Below are 17,320 nucleotides of genomic sequence, written 5' to 3' on the forward strand. Positions count from 1 at the left end.
GGCTCGGCATCGCCGCCAAGGCCCGGGAGGTCCGCGGCGTGCCCCGCGTCGTCGTGCGCGACGGTGAGGCGATCCGCGCGACGCTGCTCATGATGGGTGCGCAGAAGACCGCAGCGGCGTGGGAGGAGATGCGTCAGCGCCGGGAAGTGCGCGCTGGCGTGAACCGCCTCGTCAACTTCGATGACGCCAACCTCCGCCGTTCCGCGCAGGCCGCCGTCGCCGCGTGCGCGCGCGTCGAACGCGCACTCGAAATCCTGGGCGACACCGTTCCCGATCACCTCAAGCAGGCGGGCGATCTCCGTCTCGCGCATCGTGACGCGAGCCTCGACGAGCTCGGCCACCACGCAGATCCGCCCTTGACGAAGGATGCCGTCGCGGGCCGCATCCGTCGTCTTCTCGCCATGGCCGACAAGAAGGCTGCGCAGGACGGCATTCCGGACACGGAGTCCGCTGTCCCCGCCGGCCTCGAAGACTGACGGGATACATCGCCTCTTCCCGGGAAGCAACCGGGTGCCCGGTGGGTTGGCCCTCAATAGGATGAATCCGACCGGCTGCGCCGTGTGCGCGGCACCGACAGAAGGAAGAGGACATGGCGAAGTACACCCTGCCTGAGCTCCCGTACGACTACTCCGCGCTCGAGCCGAGCATCAGCGGCAAGATCATGGAGCTTCACCACTCGAAGCACCACCAGGCGTACGTCACGGGAGCGAACACCGCCCTCGAGCAGCTCGCTGAAGCCCGTGAGACCGGCAACCTGGCGAACGTGAACAAGCTGGAGAAGGACCTCGCGTTCAACCTCGGCGGACACGTCAACCACTCGATCTTCTGGACCAACCTGGCCCCGGCGTCGCAGGGTGGCGGTGGCGAACCCGAGGGTGAGCTCCGCGCCGCCATCGACGAGTTCTTCGGTGGGTTCGACAAGTTCCAGGCGCACTTCGCCGCCGCCGCTACCGGCATCCAGGGCTCCGGCTGGGCCGTCCTCAGCTGGGACCCGATCGGTGAGCAGCTCATCATCCAGCAGCTGTTCGATCAGCAGTCGAACACGGCTCAGGGCACCGTCCCGATCTTCCAGCTCGACATGTGGGAGCACGCCTTCTACCTCGACTACCTCAACGTCAAGGCGGACTACGTGAAGGCCGCGTGGAACATCGCCAACTGGCAGAACGTCGCCACGCGTCTCGACGCTGCCCGCGAGAAGACGGTGGGCCTGCTCTAGTAGTAGGGTCGTTCACAGGTGAGGATGCCGGGCTCCTCCCGGCAACGGGGGCTGAGCCCCGGCATCCTCTCTCTTTTCCAGCACATCGCGATCGACCCCTTCCTGGGGCGTGCGCGACGAGAAACGGGAGACAACGTGTCTGTCAAGATCGGCATCAACGGCTTCGGCCGTATCGGACGCAACTTCCTCCGCGCGGCGCTCGCGCAGGGAGCTGACCTGGAGATCGTGGCGGTGAACGACCTCACCGACAACAAGAGCCTCGCTCACCTCCTCAAGTACGACTCCGTCGGCGGGCGTCTCGACGCTGACGTCTCGTACACGGAGGACTCGATCACCGTGAACGGCAAGACCATCAAGGTCTTCGAAGAGCGCGACCCCGCCAACCTTCCCTGGGGTGACCTGGGTGTCGACATCGTCATCGAGTCGACCGGTCGCTTCACCAAGGCGGAAGACGCCAAGAAGCACATCGCCGGCGGCGCCAAGAAGGTCATCATCTCGGCACCCGGCACCGACGTCGACGGCACGTTCGTCATGGGCGTCAACGACGGCACCTACGACTCCGAGACGATGCACGTCATCTCGAACGCGTCCTGCACCACGAACTGCCTCGCCCCGATCGCCAAGGTCTTCAACGACAACTTCGGCATCGAGCGCGGCTTCATGATGACGGCCCACGCCTACACGGCCGACCAGAACCTCCAGGACGGCCCGCACAGCGACCTGCACCGCGCGCGCGCTGCGGCGATCAACATCGTCCCCGCCGCGACCGGCGCGGCCAAGGCCATCGGCCACGTGCTGCCCGAGCTCAACGGCAAGCTCAGCGGCTCGTCGTACCGCGTGCCCGTTCCCACCGGCTCGATCGTCGACCTCACCGTCGTCACCCCGACCGAGGGTCTGACCGTCGAGGCTGTCAACGCCGCGTTCGAGAAGGCCGCCTCGGAGGGCGAGCTCGTCGGCTTCCTCAAGTACAACTCCGACGCGATCGTCTCGAGCGACATCCAGCTCGACCCGCACTCGTCGGTCTTCGACGCAGGCCTGACCAACGTGTCGGGCAACCTCGTCAAGATCTCGTCCTGGTACGACAACGAGTGGGGCTACTCGAACCGTCTCGTCGACCTCACCGAGCTCGTCGCCAGCAAGCTCTGACGATGGCTCTGCGCACCCTCGATTCGCTGGGTTCGCTCGCAGGCAAGCGCGTCATCGTCCGTGTTGACTTCAACGTCCCCCTGAAGGACGGCGTCATCACGGACGATGGGCGCGTGCGTGCGGCCATCCCCACGCTCCGCGCGTTGGTCGAGCAGGGGGCGCGCGTCGTCGCTGTCTCCCACCTCGGCCGCCCCGACGGAGCGCCGGACGCGAAGTACAGTCTCGCCCCCGTAGCGACACGTCTCGCGGAGCTTCTGGACCAGCCGGTGGCCTTCGCGACCGACACCGTCGCTGACTCGGCGCGGGACACCGTCGCCGGTCTGACCGACGGACAGGTCGCCGTTCTCGAGAACCTCCGCTTCAACGCGGGCGAAACCGCGAAGGACGACGCGACGCGTCGTGCCTTCGCAGAAGAACTCGCCGCTCTCGGCGATGTCCTCGTCTCCGATGGTTTCGGCGTCGTCCACCGCAAGCAGGCGTCGGTCTACGACCTCGCCGACTTGCTGCCTTCGGCGGCGGGGCTCCTCATCGAGAAGGAGGTCGACGTCCTCGACCGCCTGACCGAGCGTCCCGAGCGCCCCTACGCCGTCGTCCTCGGCGGGTCGAAGGTCAGCGACAAGCTCGGCGTCATCGAGCACCTCCTGCCGCGCGTGGACAAGATCCTCGTCGGTGGCGGCATGCTCTTCACCTTCCTCGCGGCCCAGGGCCACAAGGTGGGAAAGAGTCTTCTCGAGGTCGACCAACTCGACACCGTCCGCCGGTACATGGAGACGGCGCGCGAGCGTGGCGTCGAGCTCATCCTGCCCGTCGACGCGGTCATGGCCTCCGGGTTCGCCGCTGATGCAGATCACGTCGTCGCACCCGCCGATGCCCTCGAAGACACCGACTTCGGTGCCGACGGAATGGGACTCGACATCGGTCCGAAGACGGCGGAATTGTTCGCGGACGCGATCCGCGGCGCGAAGACGGTCTTCTGGAACGGTCCGATGGGCGTCTTCGAGATGCCTGCCTTCGCGGCGGGCACGAAGACGGTCGCGCAGTCGCTGACGGAGGTCGACGGCCTGTCGGTCGTGGGCGGCGGTGACTCGGCCGCCGCTGTTCGTCAGCTCGGCTTCGCCGATGACCAGTTCGGCCACATCTCCACCGGTGGTGGAGCCAGCCTCGAGTTCCTCGAGGGTAAGAAGCTGCCCGGATTGGAGATCCTCGGATGGGAAGCGTGACTCGCAAGCCCCTCATCGCCGGCAACTGGAAGATGAACCTCGACCACCTGCAGGCGGTCGCGTTCGTCCAGAAGCTGCACTGGACGCTGAAGGATGCCGCGCACGAGACCGATTCGGTCGAGGTCGCCGTATTCCCCCCGTTCACCGACATCCGGACGGTGCAGACGCTGATCGACGCCGACAAGATCCCGTTCGCCCTCGGCGCGCAGGATCTGTCGACCAAGGATTCCGGCGCGTACACCGGCGAGGTTTCGGGAGCGTTCCTGAAGAAGCTGGCCGCGGACTACGTGATCATCGGTCACTCCGAGCGTCGTGAGTACCACGCCGAGTCGGACGAGGTCGTCGCGGCGAAGGTCCAGGCCGCGCTCCGGCACGACCTGGTCCCTGTCATCTGCGTCGGTGAGACGCTCGAGCAGCGTGAGGAGTCCGGTCCCACTGCCGTCGCCGTCGCACAACTGCGTGCCGCTCTCGAGGGCGTTTCGGCAGATGCCGATGTGGTCGTGGCGTACGAGCCCGTCTGGGCCATCGGCACCGGTCAGGTCGCGTCGCCCGAGCAGGCACAGGAAGTGTGCGCTGCGCTGCGTACCGTGATCTCCGAGTCGCTCGGGGATGCCGCGGCGGAGCGCACACGCATCCTCTACGGCGGATCGGTGAAGTCGGGCAACATCGCCAGCTTCATGCGCGAACCTGATGTCGACGGAGCCCTCGTCGGCGGTGCCAGTCTCCTGGCCGACGAGTTCGCCGCCATCATCCGATACCAAAAGCACGTCGGCGTGTGATCTCGAGCGGTGCGGCGCCTCACGGCGCCGCACCGCTCAGCCGGTATACTCGTGCGAGCGCTGAGCACCTCGGCGACCCGAAAGGCTTTCAACAACTGTGGACATCCTTCAGCTCGTGCTGCAGGTCTTGCTGGGACTCACCAGCCTCCTGCTCACGCTCCTCATCCTCTTGCACAAGGGGCGCGGCGGCGGCCTCTCCGACATGTTCGGCGGCGGCATGAGCTCGGCGATGGGGTCCTCGGGCCTCGCTGAGCGCAACCTCAACCGCTTCACCGTGGTGCTTGCCCTCGTCTGGTTCGTCTCTATCGTGGCGCTCGGTCTCATCACGAAGTTCCAGAGCATCTGATGGCTACCGGGGGAAACGCTATTCGCGGCACTCGCGTGGGCGCGGGGCCCATGGGGGAGCAGGATCACGGACACCACGCTGATCGCGTCGCCGTTTCGTACTGGGATGCGCACGGCAATGAGACAGTGCGCTACTTCGCGGCAGGCATCTCGGAGGAAGAGATCCCCGAGACGATCGATTCGCCTCACTCCGGACTGCCTGCGGGCCGCGACAAGGCGAACCCGCCCGCGCTCTCGAAGAACGAGCCCTACAAGACCCACTTGGCATACGTGAAGGAACGGCGTACGGACGAGGAAGCCGAGTCGATCCTCGGTGACGCTCTCCAGCAGCTCCGCGATCGACGCGGCCAGAGCTGAGCGGCATCCGCTCACTTCGATAGACCCCGGGTTCTCTTAGAACTCGGGGTCTATCAGTTCTTCCGGAACTCCCTGCGCGGCGGCCTCATCGACGAAGAAGACCGTCTGCTTGCGACCCTTCGCTCCGGCAGCGGGCACCGAGTGGTAGCTGGCGCCGGCGAGAGCGAGCCCCAGGGCTGACGCCTTGTCGGTGCCCGGCAGGACGAGCCAGACCCGGCGCGAAGAGTTGATCACTGGTCGGGTCAGAGTGATGCGCTCGGATGGCGGGACCGGCGACTCGCGCACGGCGAGGACGGCGTGTTCGGTGTCCGCGATCTCGCTCCGGTCGGGGAAGAGCGACGCGATGTGACCGTCCGGTCCGACGCCGAGGAACGTGACCGTGAAACGCGGCCACGCCTGCTCGTCGGTTCCGAACCTCGCGAGCTCATCGGCGTAGTCGGCTGCTGCTTCGTCGTGGGTGCGGCCACTGTCAGCAGCGGCGATCGGGTGGATGTTCGCCTCGGGGACGTCGATGCGCGACAGGAACGCCTCCCTCGCGGCGGTCTCGTTGCGGGCGGGATCGTTCGAGGGGACGAATCGCTCGTCGCCCCACCAGAAATGAACCCTCGACCAGTCGACCTCATGACGCGCGTCGCTCTCGCCGGCGGCCTGCAGGACAGCTGTTCCCGCCGTGCCGCCGGTGAGAAGGACGTGCGTCGTCTTCCCGTCGGTCGCGCGTGACGAGATCCGTTGGAAGAAGCGCTTCGCAACACCTTCGGCCAGTGCCCGGGCATCCGAACTGACGACGACGCGCTTCTCCGCGCGGAACTCCGACATACGACTCCTACCTCGTGGGAGGGTCGAGGAGCTCCCACCCTTCGGTGATGACTCGACCATACAAGAGGTCGGGATCGAGGCGGCGCAGCTCCTCCGCGAGGCACTCGCGCAGCGAGCGACGCGGCAGCACGATGTCGTGCGTGGGCTGACCGGGCTGGGTGAGCGTCGCGTCAGTCGCACTGGTGCGCTCGAGGACGATGTCGCCGGACGCACGCGACAGGGTGACCGAACGGATGCCGTGGGCCCACTCGTCGGAGTCGGTGTAACGCCACTCGACAGCGACGTCCAACTTGAGGCGCAACCATGCGGCCAGCAGCCCCGTCGAGGGGGAGCTGCCTGCCCCGACGACGGTGACGGCTGTGACGGGCTCGAACGGGGGCTGGTCCAGGACAGCGGCGAGCTGCTCGCGCCAGTTCGTGAGACGCGTCCACGCGAGGTCGGTGTCGCCGGGAGCGTACACCGAGCCGAGCTGGGCGAGACGGTCGTGTGCGATCGGCTTGGTCGAGGCATCCGTGATCCGTCGCTGCGCCATGCGCCCGATTGGGGACTCTGCCACGTCGACAGGCGGATCTTCCGGCCACCAGGCGACCACGGGTGCGTCGGGCAGTAGGAGGCCGTTGACGAGGCTCTCCTGGTTGCCGGCTGCGGCGCCGCGGGCGCGGAGCACAACGACCTCGCTCGCGCCGGCGTCGCCGCCCACGCGGATCTGGGCATCGAGGCCCGTCGGAGCGTCGGGTTCGATGACGAGCACGATAACCCGCATGGGGTGCTCACGAGAGGCCGCGTTGGCGGCGTCGATCGCTTCCTCGTCGAATCCTCCGGTCGAGACGATCACCAGCGTGAGCACGCGACCGAGGGCGACAGCGCCGCCCTCTTCGCGCACACTCACGAGCTTCTTCGCGATCGTGGACACCGTGGTGTCGGGCAGATCGACGATCATGGGCGCCTCCAGACGCGGCCGTCGCGGGCCAAGAGCTCATCGGCGGAAGGGGGACCCCACGAACCGGGGGAGTATTGCTCGAGCGCCTCGTCCTGTGTGGCCCAGAACTCCTCGATCGGATCGAGGATGCGCCACGAGAGCTCCACCTCTTCGTGACGGGGGAACAGCGGCGGGTCACCCAGCAGGACGTCGAGGATGAGGCGCTCGTAGGCCTCGGGGCTCGACTCGGTGAAGGCGTGACCGTAGCCGAAGTCCATCGTGACGTCGCGCACTTCGTTGCCGGCACCGGGAACCTTCGAGCCGAAGCGCAGGGTCACGCCTTCGTCGGGCTGGATGCGGATGACGAGGGCGTTCTGTCCGAGCTGCAGGGCCTGCGAACGCAGGAACAGCAGCGGGGGCGTGTGCTTGAACACGACGGCGATCTCGGTGACACGGCGACCGAGACGCTTGCCGGTGCGCAGGTAGAACGGCACGCCGTTCCATCGACGCGTTGCGATCTCGAGCTTGACGGCGGCGTAGGTCTCAGTGCGGGACTGCGGGTCCATACCGTCTTCGTCGAGGAACCCGGTCACCTCTTCACCGCCCTGCCATCCACCGGCGTACTGCCCGCGGGCGGTGGCGGAGGCGAGGTCCTCCGGCAATGTGACGGCGGCGAGCACCTTCTCCTTCTCGGCGCGGAGGTGCTCCGCGTCGAGGGAGATCGGCTCTTCCATCGCGGTGAGGGCGAGGAGTTGCAGCAGGTGGTTCTGGATGACGTCGCGAGCCGCGCCGATGCCGTCGTAGTACCCGGCCCGACCGCCGACGCCGATGTCCTCGGCCATCGTGATCTGGACATGGTCCACGTAGTTCGCATTCCACAGCGGCTCGTACAGCTCGTTCGCGAAGCGCAGCGCCAGGATGTTCTGGACCGTCTCCTTGCCGAGGTAGTGGTCGATGCGGAAGATGGCGTCGGCGGGGAACGCGACTTCGAGAGCCTCGTTGAGCTCGCGGGCGGTCTGCAGGTCGCTGCCGAACGGCTTCTCGATGACGACTCGGCGCCAGGTGTCACCCTTGGCCGTCTCGTCGACGAGACCGGAGTCGCGCAGCTGCCGCGCCACGACGGGGAAGTCCTTCGGCGGGATCGACAGGTAGTACGCGTGATTGCCCATCGTGCCGCGCTCGGTGTCGAGCTTCTCGACCGTCTCGCGGAGGCGGGCGAAGGATGCGGCGTCGTCGAACTCGCCCTGCACGAACCGGATTCCCTGAAGAAGCTGATTCCAGGTTTCCTCGCGGAAGGGCGTCCGCGCGTGCTGGCGCACGGCGTCGTAGACGACCTTCGCGAAGTCCTGGTCCTCCCAGTCGCGCCGTGCGAACCCGACCAGAGCGAACCCCGGGGGCAGCAGGCCGCGGTTGGCGAGGTCGTACACCGCCGGCATGAGCTTTTTGCGCGACAAGTCTCCCGTCACGCCGAAGATCACGAGCGCGCTCGGACCCGCGATGCGGTTCAGGCGACGATCGTCGGGGTCGCGGAGGGGGTTCTTCCCCCGCGAGATCTCAGCAACCATCGGTCAGCGTGCGCTGTCGAGAGCAGTCTGCACCGTGCTCTGCAGATCGTGCCAGGAGACGATGAACTTCTCGACACCTTCGTCCTCGAGCACCTGCGTGACATCGACCAGGTCGACGCCGGCAGCGGCCAGCTGGTCGAAGACGCCGTGGGCGTCCTCGTAGGCACCGGTGACGGTGTCGCCGGTGACCTTGGCGTGGTCGAAGGTCGCTTCAAGCGTCTTCTCAGGCATCGTGTTCACGGTGCCCGGGGCGACCAGCTCGGTGACGTACAAGGTGTCGGGAAGCGCAGGGTCCTTGACTCCCGTGGAGGCCCACAGGGGACGCTGCACGGTCGCACCCGCGGCGATGAGCTCGACTGCCGCCGACTCTGCGAAGCGCTTCTCGAAGAGCTCGTAGGCGAGACGAGCATTCGCGATGCCCGCCTTGCCCTTCAGAGCAGCCGCCTCGCTGGTGCCGATCGCCTCGAGGCGCTTGTCGACCTCGGTGTCGACGCGCGACACGAAGAACGATGCGACCGAGTGGATCGTCGAGATGTCGTGACCGTTCTCCTTGGCCCGGCGGACACCTTCGAGGTACGCATCGATGACCGCGGCGTAGCGCTCGAGGCTGAAGATCAGGGTCACGTTGACCGAGATGCCTTCGGCGAGAACGGCGCTGATCGCGGGCAGACCGGCCAGCGTGGCGGGGATCTTGATGAGCGCGTTGGGTCGGTCGACCTTCGCCCACAGTTCCTTCGCCTGAGCGACGGTGGCGTCGGTGTCGTGAGCGAGGTCGGGGGAGACCTCGATCGACACGCGTCCGTCCACGCCGTTCGTGCGGTCGAAGACCGGGCGGAAGATGTCGGCGGCGTCGCGCACGTCGGTCGTCGTGATCTCGAAGATCGCGGTGTCGACGTCGGCGCCCTGGCCCGCGAGGGTCTGCAGGGGCGCGTCGTAGGAGTCGTCTTCCTTGTTGCCGATGGCGGCCTGGAAGATCGACGGGTTGGTGGTGACGCCGACCACGTCGCGCGTCTCGATCAGCTGGGCGAGGTTGCCCGTGTCGATCCGCGATCGTGAGAGGTCATCGAGCCAGATGCTGACGCCGGCGGCGGACAGGTCCTCGGTGGGGGTGCTCATGCGTTCTCCTTGACGGTTGCGCGGGCCGCTTCGACGACCGCTTCGGCAGTGACGCCGAACTTCTCGAACAGGGTCTTGTAATCGGCGGAGGCGCCGAAGTGGTCGATTCCGACGGTGCGTCCGGTGTCGCCGACGACCGCCTTCCAGAGGCCGGTGGCCCCGGCTTCTACCGAGACGCGCGCCTTCAGGGCGGCGGGAATCACGGACTCGCGGTAAGCAGCATCCTGCTCGGCGAACCACTCGAGGCTGGGAGCGGAGACGACGCGAGCGCCGATCCCCTCCGCCGCGAGAGTCTCACGTGCTGCCACAGCGAGCTGCACCTCGGAGCCGGTTGCGATCAGGACGACATCGGGCTCGCCTTCTGGCGCGTCGAGGAGGACGTAGGCACCCTTCGCGACGCCCTCGGTGGTGGCGTAGCCGTTTTCCCCACGCGGGAACACCGCGATGTTCTGGCGGGTCAGGGCGATACCGGTCGGCCCGTCCTGTCGACGAAGGATCTCGAGCCACGCGGCGGCCGTCTCGTTCGCATCCGCGGGACGCACGACGGTGAAGTTCGGGATGAGGCGTAGCGTCGCGAGCTGTTCGATCGGCTGGTGCGTCGGACCGTCTTCGCCGAGGGCGACGGAGTCGTGCGTCCAGACGAACACCGAGGGGATGTTCATGAGGGCCGCGAGGCGCACTGCCGGTCGCATGTAATCGCTGAAGATCAGGAACGTCCCGCCGAAGGGCCGAGTCGGTCCGTGCAGCTTGATGCCGTTGATGATCGCGCCCATGGCGTGCTCACGGATGCCGAAGTGCAGGACGCGCCCGTAGGGGTCGCCCGACCATTCGTGCGTCGACCACTCGGACGGGATGAAGCTCTTCGCGTCCTTGATCGTCGTCAGGTTCGATTCGGCGAGGTCAGCCGATCCGCCCCACAGCTCGGGCAGCTCGGCGGCCAGAGCGTTGATGACGAGGCCGGATGCCGCGCGGGTCGACACATCCTTGCCCGCCTCGAACGCGGGAAGGGCGGTCTCGATGCCGTTCGGCAGGGTTGCGGCCTCGAGACGGTCGAGGAGGGCTTTGCGCTCCGGGTTCGCAGTGGCCCAGGCGTCGAAGGACTCCTGCCACGCGGCCCGGTCGGTCGCAGCGCGCTCGGCGAGCGAACGGGTGTGCGCCAGCACGTCGTCGGCGACGGCGAAGTGCTCCTCGGGGTCGAACCCGAGCACCTTCTTCGTTGCGGCGAGTTCGTCGGCTCCGAGGGCTGATCCGTGGATCTTGCCGGTGTTCTGCTTGCCGGGAGCCGGCCAGCCGATGATCGTCCTGAGGATGATGAGAGAGGGCTTCGACGTCTCCGCCTTGGCAGCCTCGATCGCGGTGTGGAGAGCGGCGACGTCTTCGACGTACTCGCCGGTCTTCTTCCAGTCGACGGTCTGCACCTGCCATCCGTAGGCCTCGTAACGGGCCTGGACGTCCTCGGTGAAGGCGACGTTGGTGTCGTCCTCGATCGAGATCTGGTTGGAGTCGTAGATGGCGATCAGGTTGCCGAGCTGCTGGTGACCGGCGAGGGAGCCGGCCTCGGAGGTCACACCCTCCTGCAGGTCGCCGTCCCCGGCGATGACGAAGACGTGGTGATCGAACGGGGAGGTGCCGGCATCCGCCTCGGGGTCGAACAGGCCGCGCTCGTAACGGGCGGCGTAGGCGAAGCCGACGGCGGAGGCGAGGCCCTGGCCGAGGGGGCCGGTCGTGATCTCGACGCCCTTGGTGTGGCCGTACTCGGGGTGGCCCGGAGTGAGCGAGCCCCACGTGCGAAGCGCCTTGAGATCGTCGAGCTCGAGACCGAAGCCGCCGAGGTACAGCTGCACGTACTGCGTCAGCGAGGAATGTCCCGCCGACAGGATGAAGCGGTCGCGACCCAGCCAGTGGGTGTCGGCCGGGTCGTGGCGCAGGACGCGCTGGTAGAGGAGGTACGCAGCCGGTGCGAGGCTCATCGCGGTTCCCGGGTGGCCGTTACCGACCTTCTCGACAGCATCTGCCGCCAGCACGCGTGCGGTGTTGACCGCGCGTCGATCGATCTCGTCCCAAACCAGCTCTGACACCAGGAAACCTTTCGTCGGTGAGTCCGCGCGGACGACCGCTGGTCTCGAAAGAGGAGGGAAGTCCCACGCCGGGGATTTTCAGCATATCGATCCGGGCACCTCGCCGAGGCCGGGCGGCGCTCTGTGACGTGCGCTGTGAGCGAAGCGCGGGTGATGGCACGGCGAAGCGTGGCTGATGGCGCGGGAGAGACTGCCTCTGATGGATGCCGTAGACTCGACGGAACGATCTACACGGCAGGGGCGATGGCACTCACGGACACCGGCGCGCGCGTATCCGCGCCCGCTCGACAGTCGTTCGGCCGAACCTTCCGCGCCTACGTCCAGTTGACGAAGCCTCGGGTTCTCGAGCTTCTGCTCGTCACGACGATCCCCGTCATGTTCCTCGCCGAGGGCGGCCTTCCCGATCTGTGGCTCATCCTCGCGACGGTCGTCGGCGGTGCCATGAGCGCCGGCTCGGCGGCATCCTTCAACATGTACCTCGATCGCGATATCGACGCGCACATGAAGCGGACCGAGAATCGACCCCTCGTCACGGGTGAGGTCTCACCCCGTGGCGCTCTCGTCTTCTCGTGGACCCTCGCCGTCGTCTCGACGCTCTGGCTTCTGGCCTTCACGAATTGGGTCGCCGCTGCGCTGAGCGCGACTGCCATCTTCTTCTACGTCGTGATCTACACGATCCTGCTGAAGCGCCGCACGGAGCAGAACATCGTCTGGGGCGGAATCGCCGGATGCTTCCCCGTCATCATCGGGTGGTCGGCGGTCACCAGTTCGCTCACGTGGACCCCGTTCATCCTGTTCCTGCTCGTCTTCCTCTGGACCCCGCCGCACTATTGGCCGCTGTCCATGAAGTACAAGGGCGACTACGCCGAGGTGGATGTGCCGATGCTGGGCGCGACCCGCAACGGTGCGCAGGTCGGTCTTCAGGTCATTCTCTACGCATGGGCGACCATCGCGAGCTCACTGCTCTTGATCCCGGTCGCCGGTATGGGGCTCGTCTACACCGTGTCGGCTGTGGTGTTCGGCGGCTGGTTCGTCTACGAGTCGCACATCCTCTACGCCCGCGCGGTGCGGGGCGAGAAGGTCCAGCCGATGCGAGTGTTCCACGCATCCATCACCTACTTGACGCTGCTGTTCGTCGCAATCGCGATCGACCCGCTGCTGCCGTTCTGACCGCAGCGGGCCGATCGACCGGTCAGCGCGTAGCGCCGTCGAGGACGGGCTGGTCGGTCGTGTCGAGCGACTCGTCGTCTGCTGACGGGATCTCTGCGGCGGTGACGTCCACATCCTGCGCACGCGGTGCGACGGCGAAAGCGCGCAGGGCGCCCAGCGAGAAGGCCAGCAGCAGCCCGGTCACGCCGACACCGATGAGGATCGCGCCAAGGATGGCCCAGACCTGTCCGACGTAGACCTCCACACCGGTCGCTGTGCCGGCGTTGAGCGCGGTCTCCATCGTCCCGAGCTTGTCGATCAGGACGATGGCGCCGGCGGCGCTGGACGCGAGTGAGCCTGCGACGAGCACCCAGAACGGGATGCTGCGGGTCAGGCGGGGGCGGGTGTTCATCGAATCTCCTCCGGGTCGGAGCCGCCCGGTCTCGGACGGCCCGGGCCACTGTTCCCGACGCACCCGGGCAGGAGTGATGCGGACCCTATGAGATCTCAGTGAGACGCGACGGCCGCGTCGGGTACCGGAGCCTTCATGCGGAGGATGACGACGGTCATGGTGGCTGCCGTCAATGCGGCGAGCACCATGTGGATGCCGACGGCGATCTCGGGGAGGCCGTTGCGCGCCTGATAAAGGCCCACGGCGATCTGGACCGCTTCGGCCCCGAGGAGCACCGTCACCCAGGTGCGCGGGCGCAGTCCGCGCGTCCAGGCGACCGCGACGAGGACCAACGTCAGCGCGAGGAGGGTGTAGCCCGGCCACGCATGGATGTGCTCGAGGAGCTCCGCGTTGAATCCGTTGCGACCCGCGGCTGCGTCACCCGAGTGGGGCCCTGCGCCGGTGGTCAGGACGCCGAAGGCGATGGTCACGGCGAGGACCGCAGTTGTCAGATGGGCCAGTCCTGCATACCAGGACGGGACGACTCGGACTCGGGGTGCGGCCGTTTCTTTCATGCGCACCAGGAAGGCGGCGCAGACGCACACGAGGACCAGTGATACGACGTAGTGGAAACCGACGATGAAGGGGTTGAGGCCCGTCAACACGGTGATCCCGCCCACGATGGCCTGGGCGATGACACCGCCGAGGACGATGAGCGCGAGCGTGAACAAGTCGCGTCGGGCGCGGCGCATCCGCCACACGAGGACGACCACGACGAGCGCCAGGATGCCGACAACGCCGGTGAGCGTGCGGTTGCCGAACTCGATGACACCGTGAAGGCCCATTTCGGGCGTCGCGACGAGCGACTCCGGCGTGCACGTCGGCCACGTCGGGCACCCGAGCCCCGAACCGGTGAGGCGCACGGCTCCACCAGTGCCGATGATGAGCGTCTCTGCGATGAAGGAGAGCCACGCGACGACGCGCAGCAGTCGCGGCATCCGGATCACAGGCGGAGCGGTCGGTGTCGACGCGGTGATGAGCATTGGGGTCGCCTCCGGGCGAGGGGCCGGCACGCCGCGGGGGACGGCCGTGCCTGTAGAATGAAGCAGTCGGCGAGCGCGATCCCCATCGCAGCCCGCACAACGATTCTAGGCGCGGTATCGCGTCGTCAGAGCGGCCAGTAGCGGCATCCCCCTCGTGCACTCCTCTCACGGGAGGGAATGCCGGAACGGATGACACCGTTGCCGCCCGTGAGGAGGAAATTCATGTCGGATGTGCTCATCGACCGTCCCGAACTCGAAGGCCTAGGGGTATACGAGTTCGGCTGGCACGACGCGGATGCCGCCGGTGCCATCGCCCAGCGAGGTATCAACGAGGACGTCGTCCGTGGGATCTCCGCTCTCAAGAGCGAGCCCGAATGGATGCTGAAGACCCGTCTGAAGGGTTATCAGCTGTTCGGTCGCAAGCCGATGCCGACGTGGGGCGCAGACCTCTCCGGCATCGATTTCGACAACATCAAATACTTCGTGCGCTCGACCGAGAAGCAGGCTCAGACGTGGGAGGACCTCCCCGAGGAGATCCGCAACACGTACGAGAAGCTCGGGATCCCCGAGGCGGAGCGTCAGCGCCTCGTCGCCGGCGTCGCCGCGCAGTACGAGTCTGAGGTCGTGTACCACCAGATCCGCGAGGACCTGGAGCAGCAGGGTGTCATCTTCATGGACACCGACACGGCTCTGCGCGAGCACCCCGAATTCTTCGAAGAGTACTTCGGCACCGTCATCCCGGCCGGCGACAACAAGTTCGCTGCGCTGAACACCGCGGTGTGGTCGGGCGGATCGTTCGTCTACGTCCCGAAGGGCGTCCACGTCGAGATCCCGCTGCAGGCCTACTTCCGCATCAACACGGAGAACATGGGCCAGTTCGAGCGGACCCTGATCATCGCCGACGAGGACAGCTACGTCCACTACATCGAAGGCTGCACGGCACCGATCTACAAGAGCGACTCGCTGCACTCCGCCGTGGTCGAGATCATCGTGAAGAAGAACGCCCGCGTTCGTTACACGACGATCCAGAACTGGTCGAACAACGTCTACAACCTCGTCACGAAGCGCGCCGTCGCCCATGAGGGCGCGACGATGGAGTGGGTCGACGGCAACATCGGCTCCAAGGTGACGATGAAGTACCCGTCGATCTACCTGATGGGCGAGCACGCGAAGGGTGAGACGCTGTCGGTCGCTTTCGCGGGCCCCGGTCAGCACCAGGATGCCGGCGCGAAGATGATCCACATGGCTCCGTATACGCAGTCGTCGATCGTCTCCAAGTCGATCGCCCGCGGCGGCGGTCGTGCGGGTTACCGCGGCGAGGTCCGCGTGGACGCGAATGCGCACCACTCCGCCAACACGGTGCGTTGCGATGCGCTCCTGGTCGACACGATCTCGCGGTCCGACACGTACCCCGCCATCGACATCCGTGTGGACGACGTGCAGCTCGGCCACGAGGCGACCGTCTCGAAGGTCAGCGAAGAGCAGCTGTTCTACCTCATGAGCCGCGGCATGCCCGAGGACGAGGCGATGGCGATGATCGTGCGCGGCTTCATCGAGCCGATCGCCCGCGAACTGCCCATGGAGTACGCCCTCGAGCTGAACAAGCTCATCGAGATGGGCATGGAAGGATCCGTCGGCTGATGACGACAGCGACTCAGGCCCCCGCATCCGATGCGAAGGGCCACATCGACCCTGCGGCGACACTGACCGGCACGGCCGCGGTCCCGGTGCAGACCCGATCGGCGCGCCCGTGGTCGTTCGACCCGGACGACTTCGGAATGCCCACCGGCCGCGAGGTCAACTGGAAGCACACGCCCCTCGACCGCGTCGCTTCGCTGCTGGCCAACGAGCCGGCGCCGCACGACGTGATCGGCGTCGAGGTGATCGGCCCGGATGCCGTGGAGCACCGACGTCTGCAGAAAGACGAGGGACCCCGCGGCGAGGTGTTCCGACCTGAGGACGTCGTGAGCGCGATCGCATGGACGCAGGAGCCCGAGGCTCCGCTCATCCGCATCCCCGCCGACACGGAGATCGACGAGCCCGTGATGGTCACCCTCACCGGTCGAGGCGGCGTCGCACACGCGCACGTCGTCATCGAGGCCCAGGCCAACTCGCGCGGCACGGTCGTCCTGCGTCACGAGGGATCTGCCGCACAGGCCCAGAACGTCGAGATCATCGTGCGGGACGGTGCGTCGCTGACCGTCGTGTCCGTGCAGCGGTGGGACGACGACGCCGTGCACCTTGCGGCGCACCAGGCGCGCGTCGACCGCGACGCGACCCTCACCCACATCGTCGTCAGCCTCGGCGGCGGCCTCGTGCGGGTCAACCCGTCGGTAGAACTCGCCGGGTCCGGAGCGCGGGGCCGCCTTTACGGCCTCTCGTTCGCCGACGCAGGCCAGCACCTCGAGAGCCAGGTGTACCTGCACCACAAGGGCGATCACACCAACGGCGATGTCCTGTACAAGAGCGCGCTGCAGGGCGCGTCGGCACGGACGGTCTGGATCGGCGACGTGCTGATCGGACCGGATGCCGTCGGCACCGACTCCTACGAAGCGAACCGCAACCTCGTCCTCACCGACGGGGCGCGTGCCGATTCGATCCCGAACCTCGAGATCGAGACCGGTGACATCGTCGGCGCGGGCCACGCCAGCGCCACCGGACGCTTCGACGACGAGCAGCTCTTCTACCTGCAGGCGCGCGGAATCGACGAGGAGCAGGCGCGACGCCTGGTCGTCCTCGGCTTCCTCGCCGAGATCGTCCAGAAGATCGGCATCCCCTCGCTCGAAGAGGAGTTCATCGACGCGATCGAGGCCGAACTCACGGGCGGTGTCCCGGCATGAGTGCGCAGAAGGTCCTCACCCTCAGCGAGCTGACCCAGGACGAGGCAGTTCGCGTCGAGGTGAATGGTGTGCCGATGGCTGTCGTTCTCGATGCCCAGGGCGAGGTGCACGCGATCGGCGACACCTGCACGCACGGTGACATCTCTCTCGCCGACGGGTTCGTCGAAGGCGAGTCGCTGGAGTGCTGGGCCCACGGGTCCGCCTTCTCGCTGCGCACCGGCCGCCCCCTGAATCTGCCGGCCTACGAGCCGGTGCCCGTCTATGAGGTCACGATCGAGGGGGACGACGTCCTCATCGACCCCGCCGTGACCAAAGCCGTGAACTGAAGAAAGAAGCTGAC

At 67.0% G+C, this 17,320-nt stretch carries 18 protein-coding genes; 11 read left to right on the top strand and 7 right to left on the bottom strand.

Features of this window, described 5'->3' with window-relative positions; genetic code table 11:
- From whiA to MO1_RS12930, 7 genes are all read left to right on the top strand, one after another.
- The coding region (gene whiA / locus MO1_RS12900) for a DNA-binding protein WhiA (RefSeq protein ID WP_082724423.1) at positions 1-476 on the top strand (476 nt) is incomplete at its 5' end.
- A 113-nt stretch (positions 477-589) separates the two neighbouring features.
- Positions 590-1,216, top strand: a complete 627-nt coding sequence (locus MO1_RS12905) for a superoxide dismutase (RefSeq protein WP_060916242.1) — start codon at positions 590-592, stop codon at positions 1,214-1,216.
- A 135-nt stretch (positions 1,217-1,351) separates the two neighbouring features.
- Positions 1,352-2,362, top strand: a complete 1,011-nt coding sequence (gene gap, locus MO1_RS12910) for a type I glyceraldehyde-3-phosphate dehydrogenase (RefSeq protein ID WP_036308567.1) — start codon at positions 1,352-1,354, stop codon at positions 2,360-2,362.
- A 2-nt stretch (positions 2,363-2,364) separates the two neighbouring features.
- The gene (locus MO1_RS12915) at positions 2,365-3,582 is read left to right on the top strand and encodes a phosphoglycerate kinase (RefSeq protein WP_060916243.1); all 1,218 of its coding nucleotides are present in this window, start codon (positions 2,365-2,367) and stop codon (positions 3,580-3,582) included.
- The gene (gene tpiA / locus MO1_RS12920; protein WP_060916244.1) at positions 3,570-4,361 is read left to right on the top strand and encodes a triose-phosphate isomerase; all 792 of its coding nucleotides are present in this window, start codon (positions 3,570-3,572) and stop codon (positions 4,359-4,361) included. Before MO1_RS12915 ends, tpiA begins: the two co-directional genes overlap by 13 nt.
- A gap of 97 nt (positions 4,362-4,458) precedes the next feature.
- Positions 4,459-4,707 carry a preprotein translocase subunit SecG gene (gene secG / locus MO1_RS12925; RefSeq protein WP_018186506.1) on the top strand — a complete coding sequence of 83 codons (249 nt, stop codon included), beginning with the start codon at positions 4,459-4,461 and terminating at the stop codon, positions 4,705-4,707.
- The gene (locus MO1_RS12930; RefSeq protein ID WP_036308574.1) at positions 4,707-5,063 is read left to right on the top strand and encodes an RNA polymerase-binding protein RbpA; all 357 of its coding nucleotides are present in this window, start codon (positions 4,707-4,709) and stop codon (positions 5,061-5,063) included. Before secG ends, MO1_RS12930 begins: the two co-directional genes overlap by 1 nt.
- 36 nt (positions 5,064-5,099) lie before the next feature.
- Here MO1_RS12930 and pgl read toward each other — a convergent pair whose 3' ends face one another.
- From pgl to tkt, 5 genes are read right to left on the bottom strand one after another with little or no spacing between them, the layout of a single operon-like run.
- Positions 5,100-5,879 (bottom strand): 6-phosphogluconolactonase, encoded by a 780-nt coding sequence (gene pgl / locus MO1_RS12935; protein WP_060916245.1) that lies wholly within the window; start codon positions 5,877-5,879, stop codon positions 5,100-5,102.
- 7 nt (positions 5,880-5,886) lie between these two features.
- Complete coding sequence (locus tag MO1_RS12940; RefSeq protein WP_060916246.1) at positions 5,887-6,819, bottom strand: glucose-6-phosphate dehydrogenase assembly protein OpcA; 933 nt, start codon at positions 6,817-6,819, stop codon at positions 5,887-5,889.
- Positions 6,816-8,363: a glucose-6-phosphate dehydrogenase gene (gene zwf / locus MO1_RS12945; RefSeq protein WP_036308580.1), complete on the bottom strand. Its 1,548-nt coding sequence runs from the start codon at positions 8,361-8,363 to the stop codon at positions 6,816-6,818. The genes MO1_RS12940 and zwf overlap by 4 nt, the downstream gene beginning before the upstream one ends.
- A 3-nt stretch (positions 8,364-8,366) precedes the next feature.
- Entirely contained in the window at positions 8,367-9,479 is a 1,113-nt protein-coding gene (tal, locus tag MO1_RS12950) for a transaldolase (protein WP_036308582.1), read from the bottom strand.
- Positions 9,476-11,557 carry a transketolase gene (gene tkt, locus MO1_RS12955; protein ID WP_060916247.1) on the bottom strand — a complete coding sequence of 694 codons (2,082 nt, stop codon included), beginning with the start codon at positions 11,555-11,557 and terminating at the stop codon, positions 9,476-9,478. Before tkt ends, tal begins: the two co-directional genes overlap by 4 nt.
- A gap of 243 nt (positions 11,558-11,800) precedes the next feature.
- Between tkt and MO1_RS12960 the strand changes: the two genes are divergently transcribed.
- A complete protein-coding gene (locus MO1_RS12960) occupies positions 11,801-12,727 on the top strand; it encodes a heme o synthase (RefSeq protein ID WP_060916248.1) in 927 nt (308 codons plus the stop codon).
- A 22-nt stretch (positions 12,728-12,749) separates the two neighbouring features.
- Here the strand turns inward: MO1_RS12960 and MO1_RS12965 are convergent, their stop codons facing one another.
- Positions 12,750-13,118: a dinucleotide-utilizing enzyme gene (locus tag MO1_RS12965; protein ID WP_081416909.1), complete on the bottom strand. Its 369-nt coding sequence runs from the start codon at positions 13,116-13,118 to the stop codon at positions 12,750-12,752.
- A 95-nt stretch (positions 13,119-13,213) separates the two neighbouring features.
- The gene (locus tag MO1_RS12970; RefSeq protein ID WP_060916249.1) at positions 13,214-14,140 is read right to left on the bottom strand and encodes a COX15/CtaA family protein; all 927 of its coding nucleotides are present in this window, start codon (positions 14,138-14,140) and stop codon (positions 13,214-13,216) included.
- 222 nt (positions 14,141-14,362) lie between these two features.
- Between MO1_RS12970 and sufB the strand changes: the two genes are divergently transcribed.
- Genes sufB through MO1_RS12985 form a run of 3 tightly spaced genes read left to right on the top strand, consistent with a single transcriptional unit; the run spans position 14,363 to position 17,306 of the window.
- Positions 14,363-15,781, top strand: a complete 1,419-nt coding sequence (sufB, locus tag MO1_RS12975) for a Fe-S cluster assembly protein SufB (RefSeq protein WP_036308589.1) — start codon at positions 14,363-14,365, stop codon at positions 15,779-15,781.
- The gene (gene sufD, locus MO1_RS12980) at positions 15,781-16,980 is read left to right on the top strand and encodes a Fe-S cluster assembly protein SufD (RefSeq protein WP_036308591.1); all 1,200 of its coding nucleotides are present in this window, start codon (positions 15,781-15,783) and stop codon (positions 16,978-16,980) included. The genes sufB and sufD overlap by 1 nt, the downstream gene beginning before the upstream one ends.
- The gene (locus MO1_RS12985; RefSeq protein ID WP_060916250.1) at positions 16,977-17,306 is read left to right on the top strand and encodes a non-heme iron oxygenase ferredoxin subunit; all 330 of its coding nucleotides are present in this window, start codon (positions 16,977-16,979) and stop codon (positions 17,304-17,306) included. The genes sufD and MO1_RS12985 overlap by 4 nt, the downstream gene beginning before the upstream one ends.
- Positions 17,307-17,320 lie beyond the last annotated feature (14 nt).

This window comes from Microbacterium oleivorans NBRC 103075, from assembly GCF_001552475.1.
Lineage (GTDB): Bacteria > Actinomycetota > Actinomycetes > Actinomycetales > Microbacteriaceae > Microbacterium > Microbacterium oleivorans.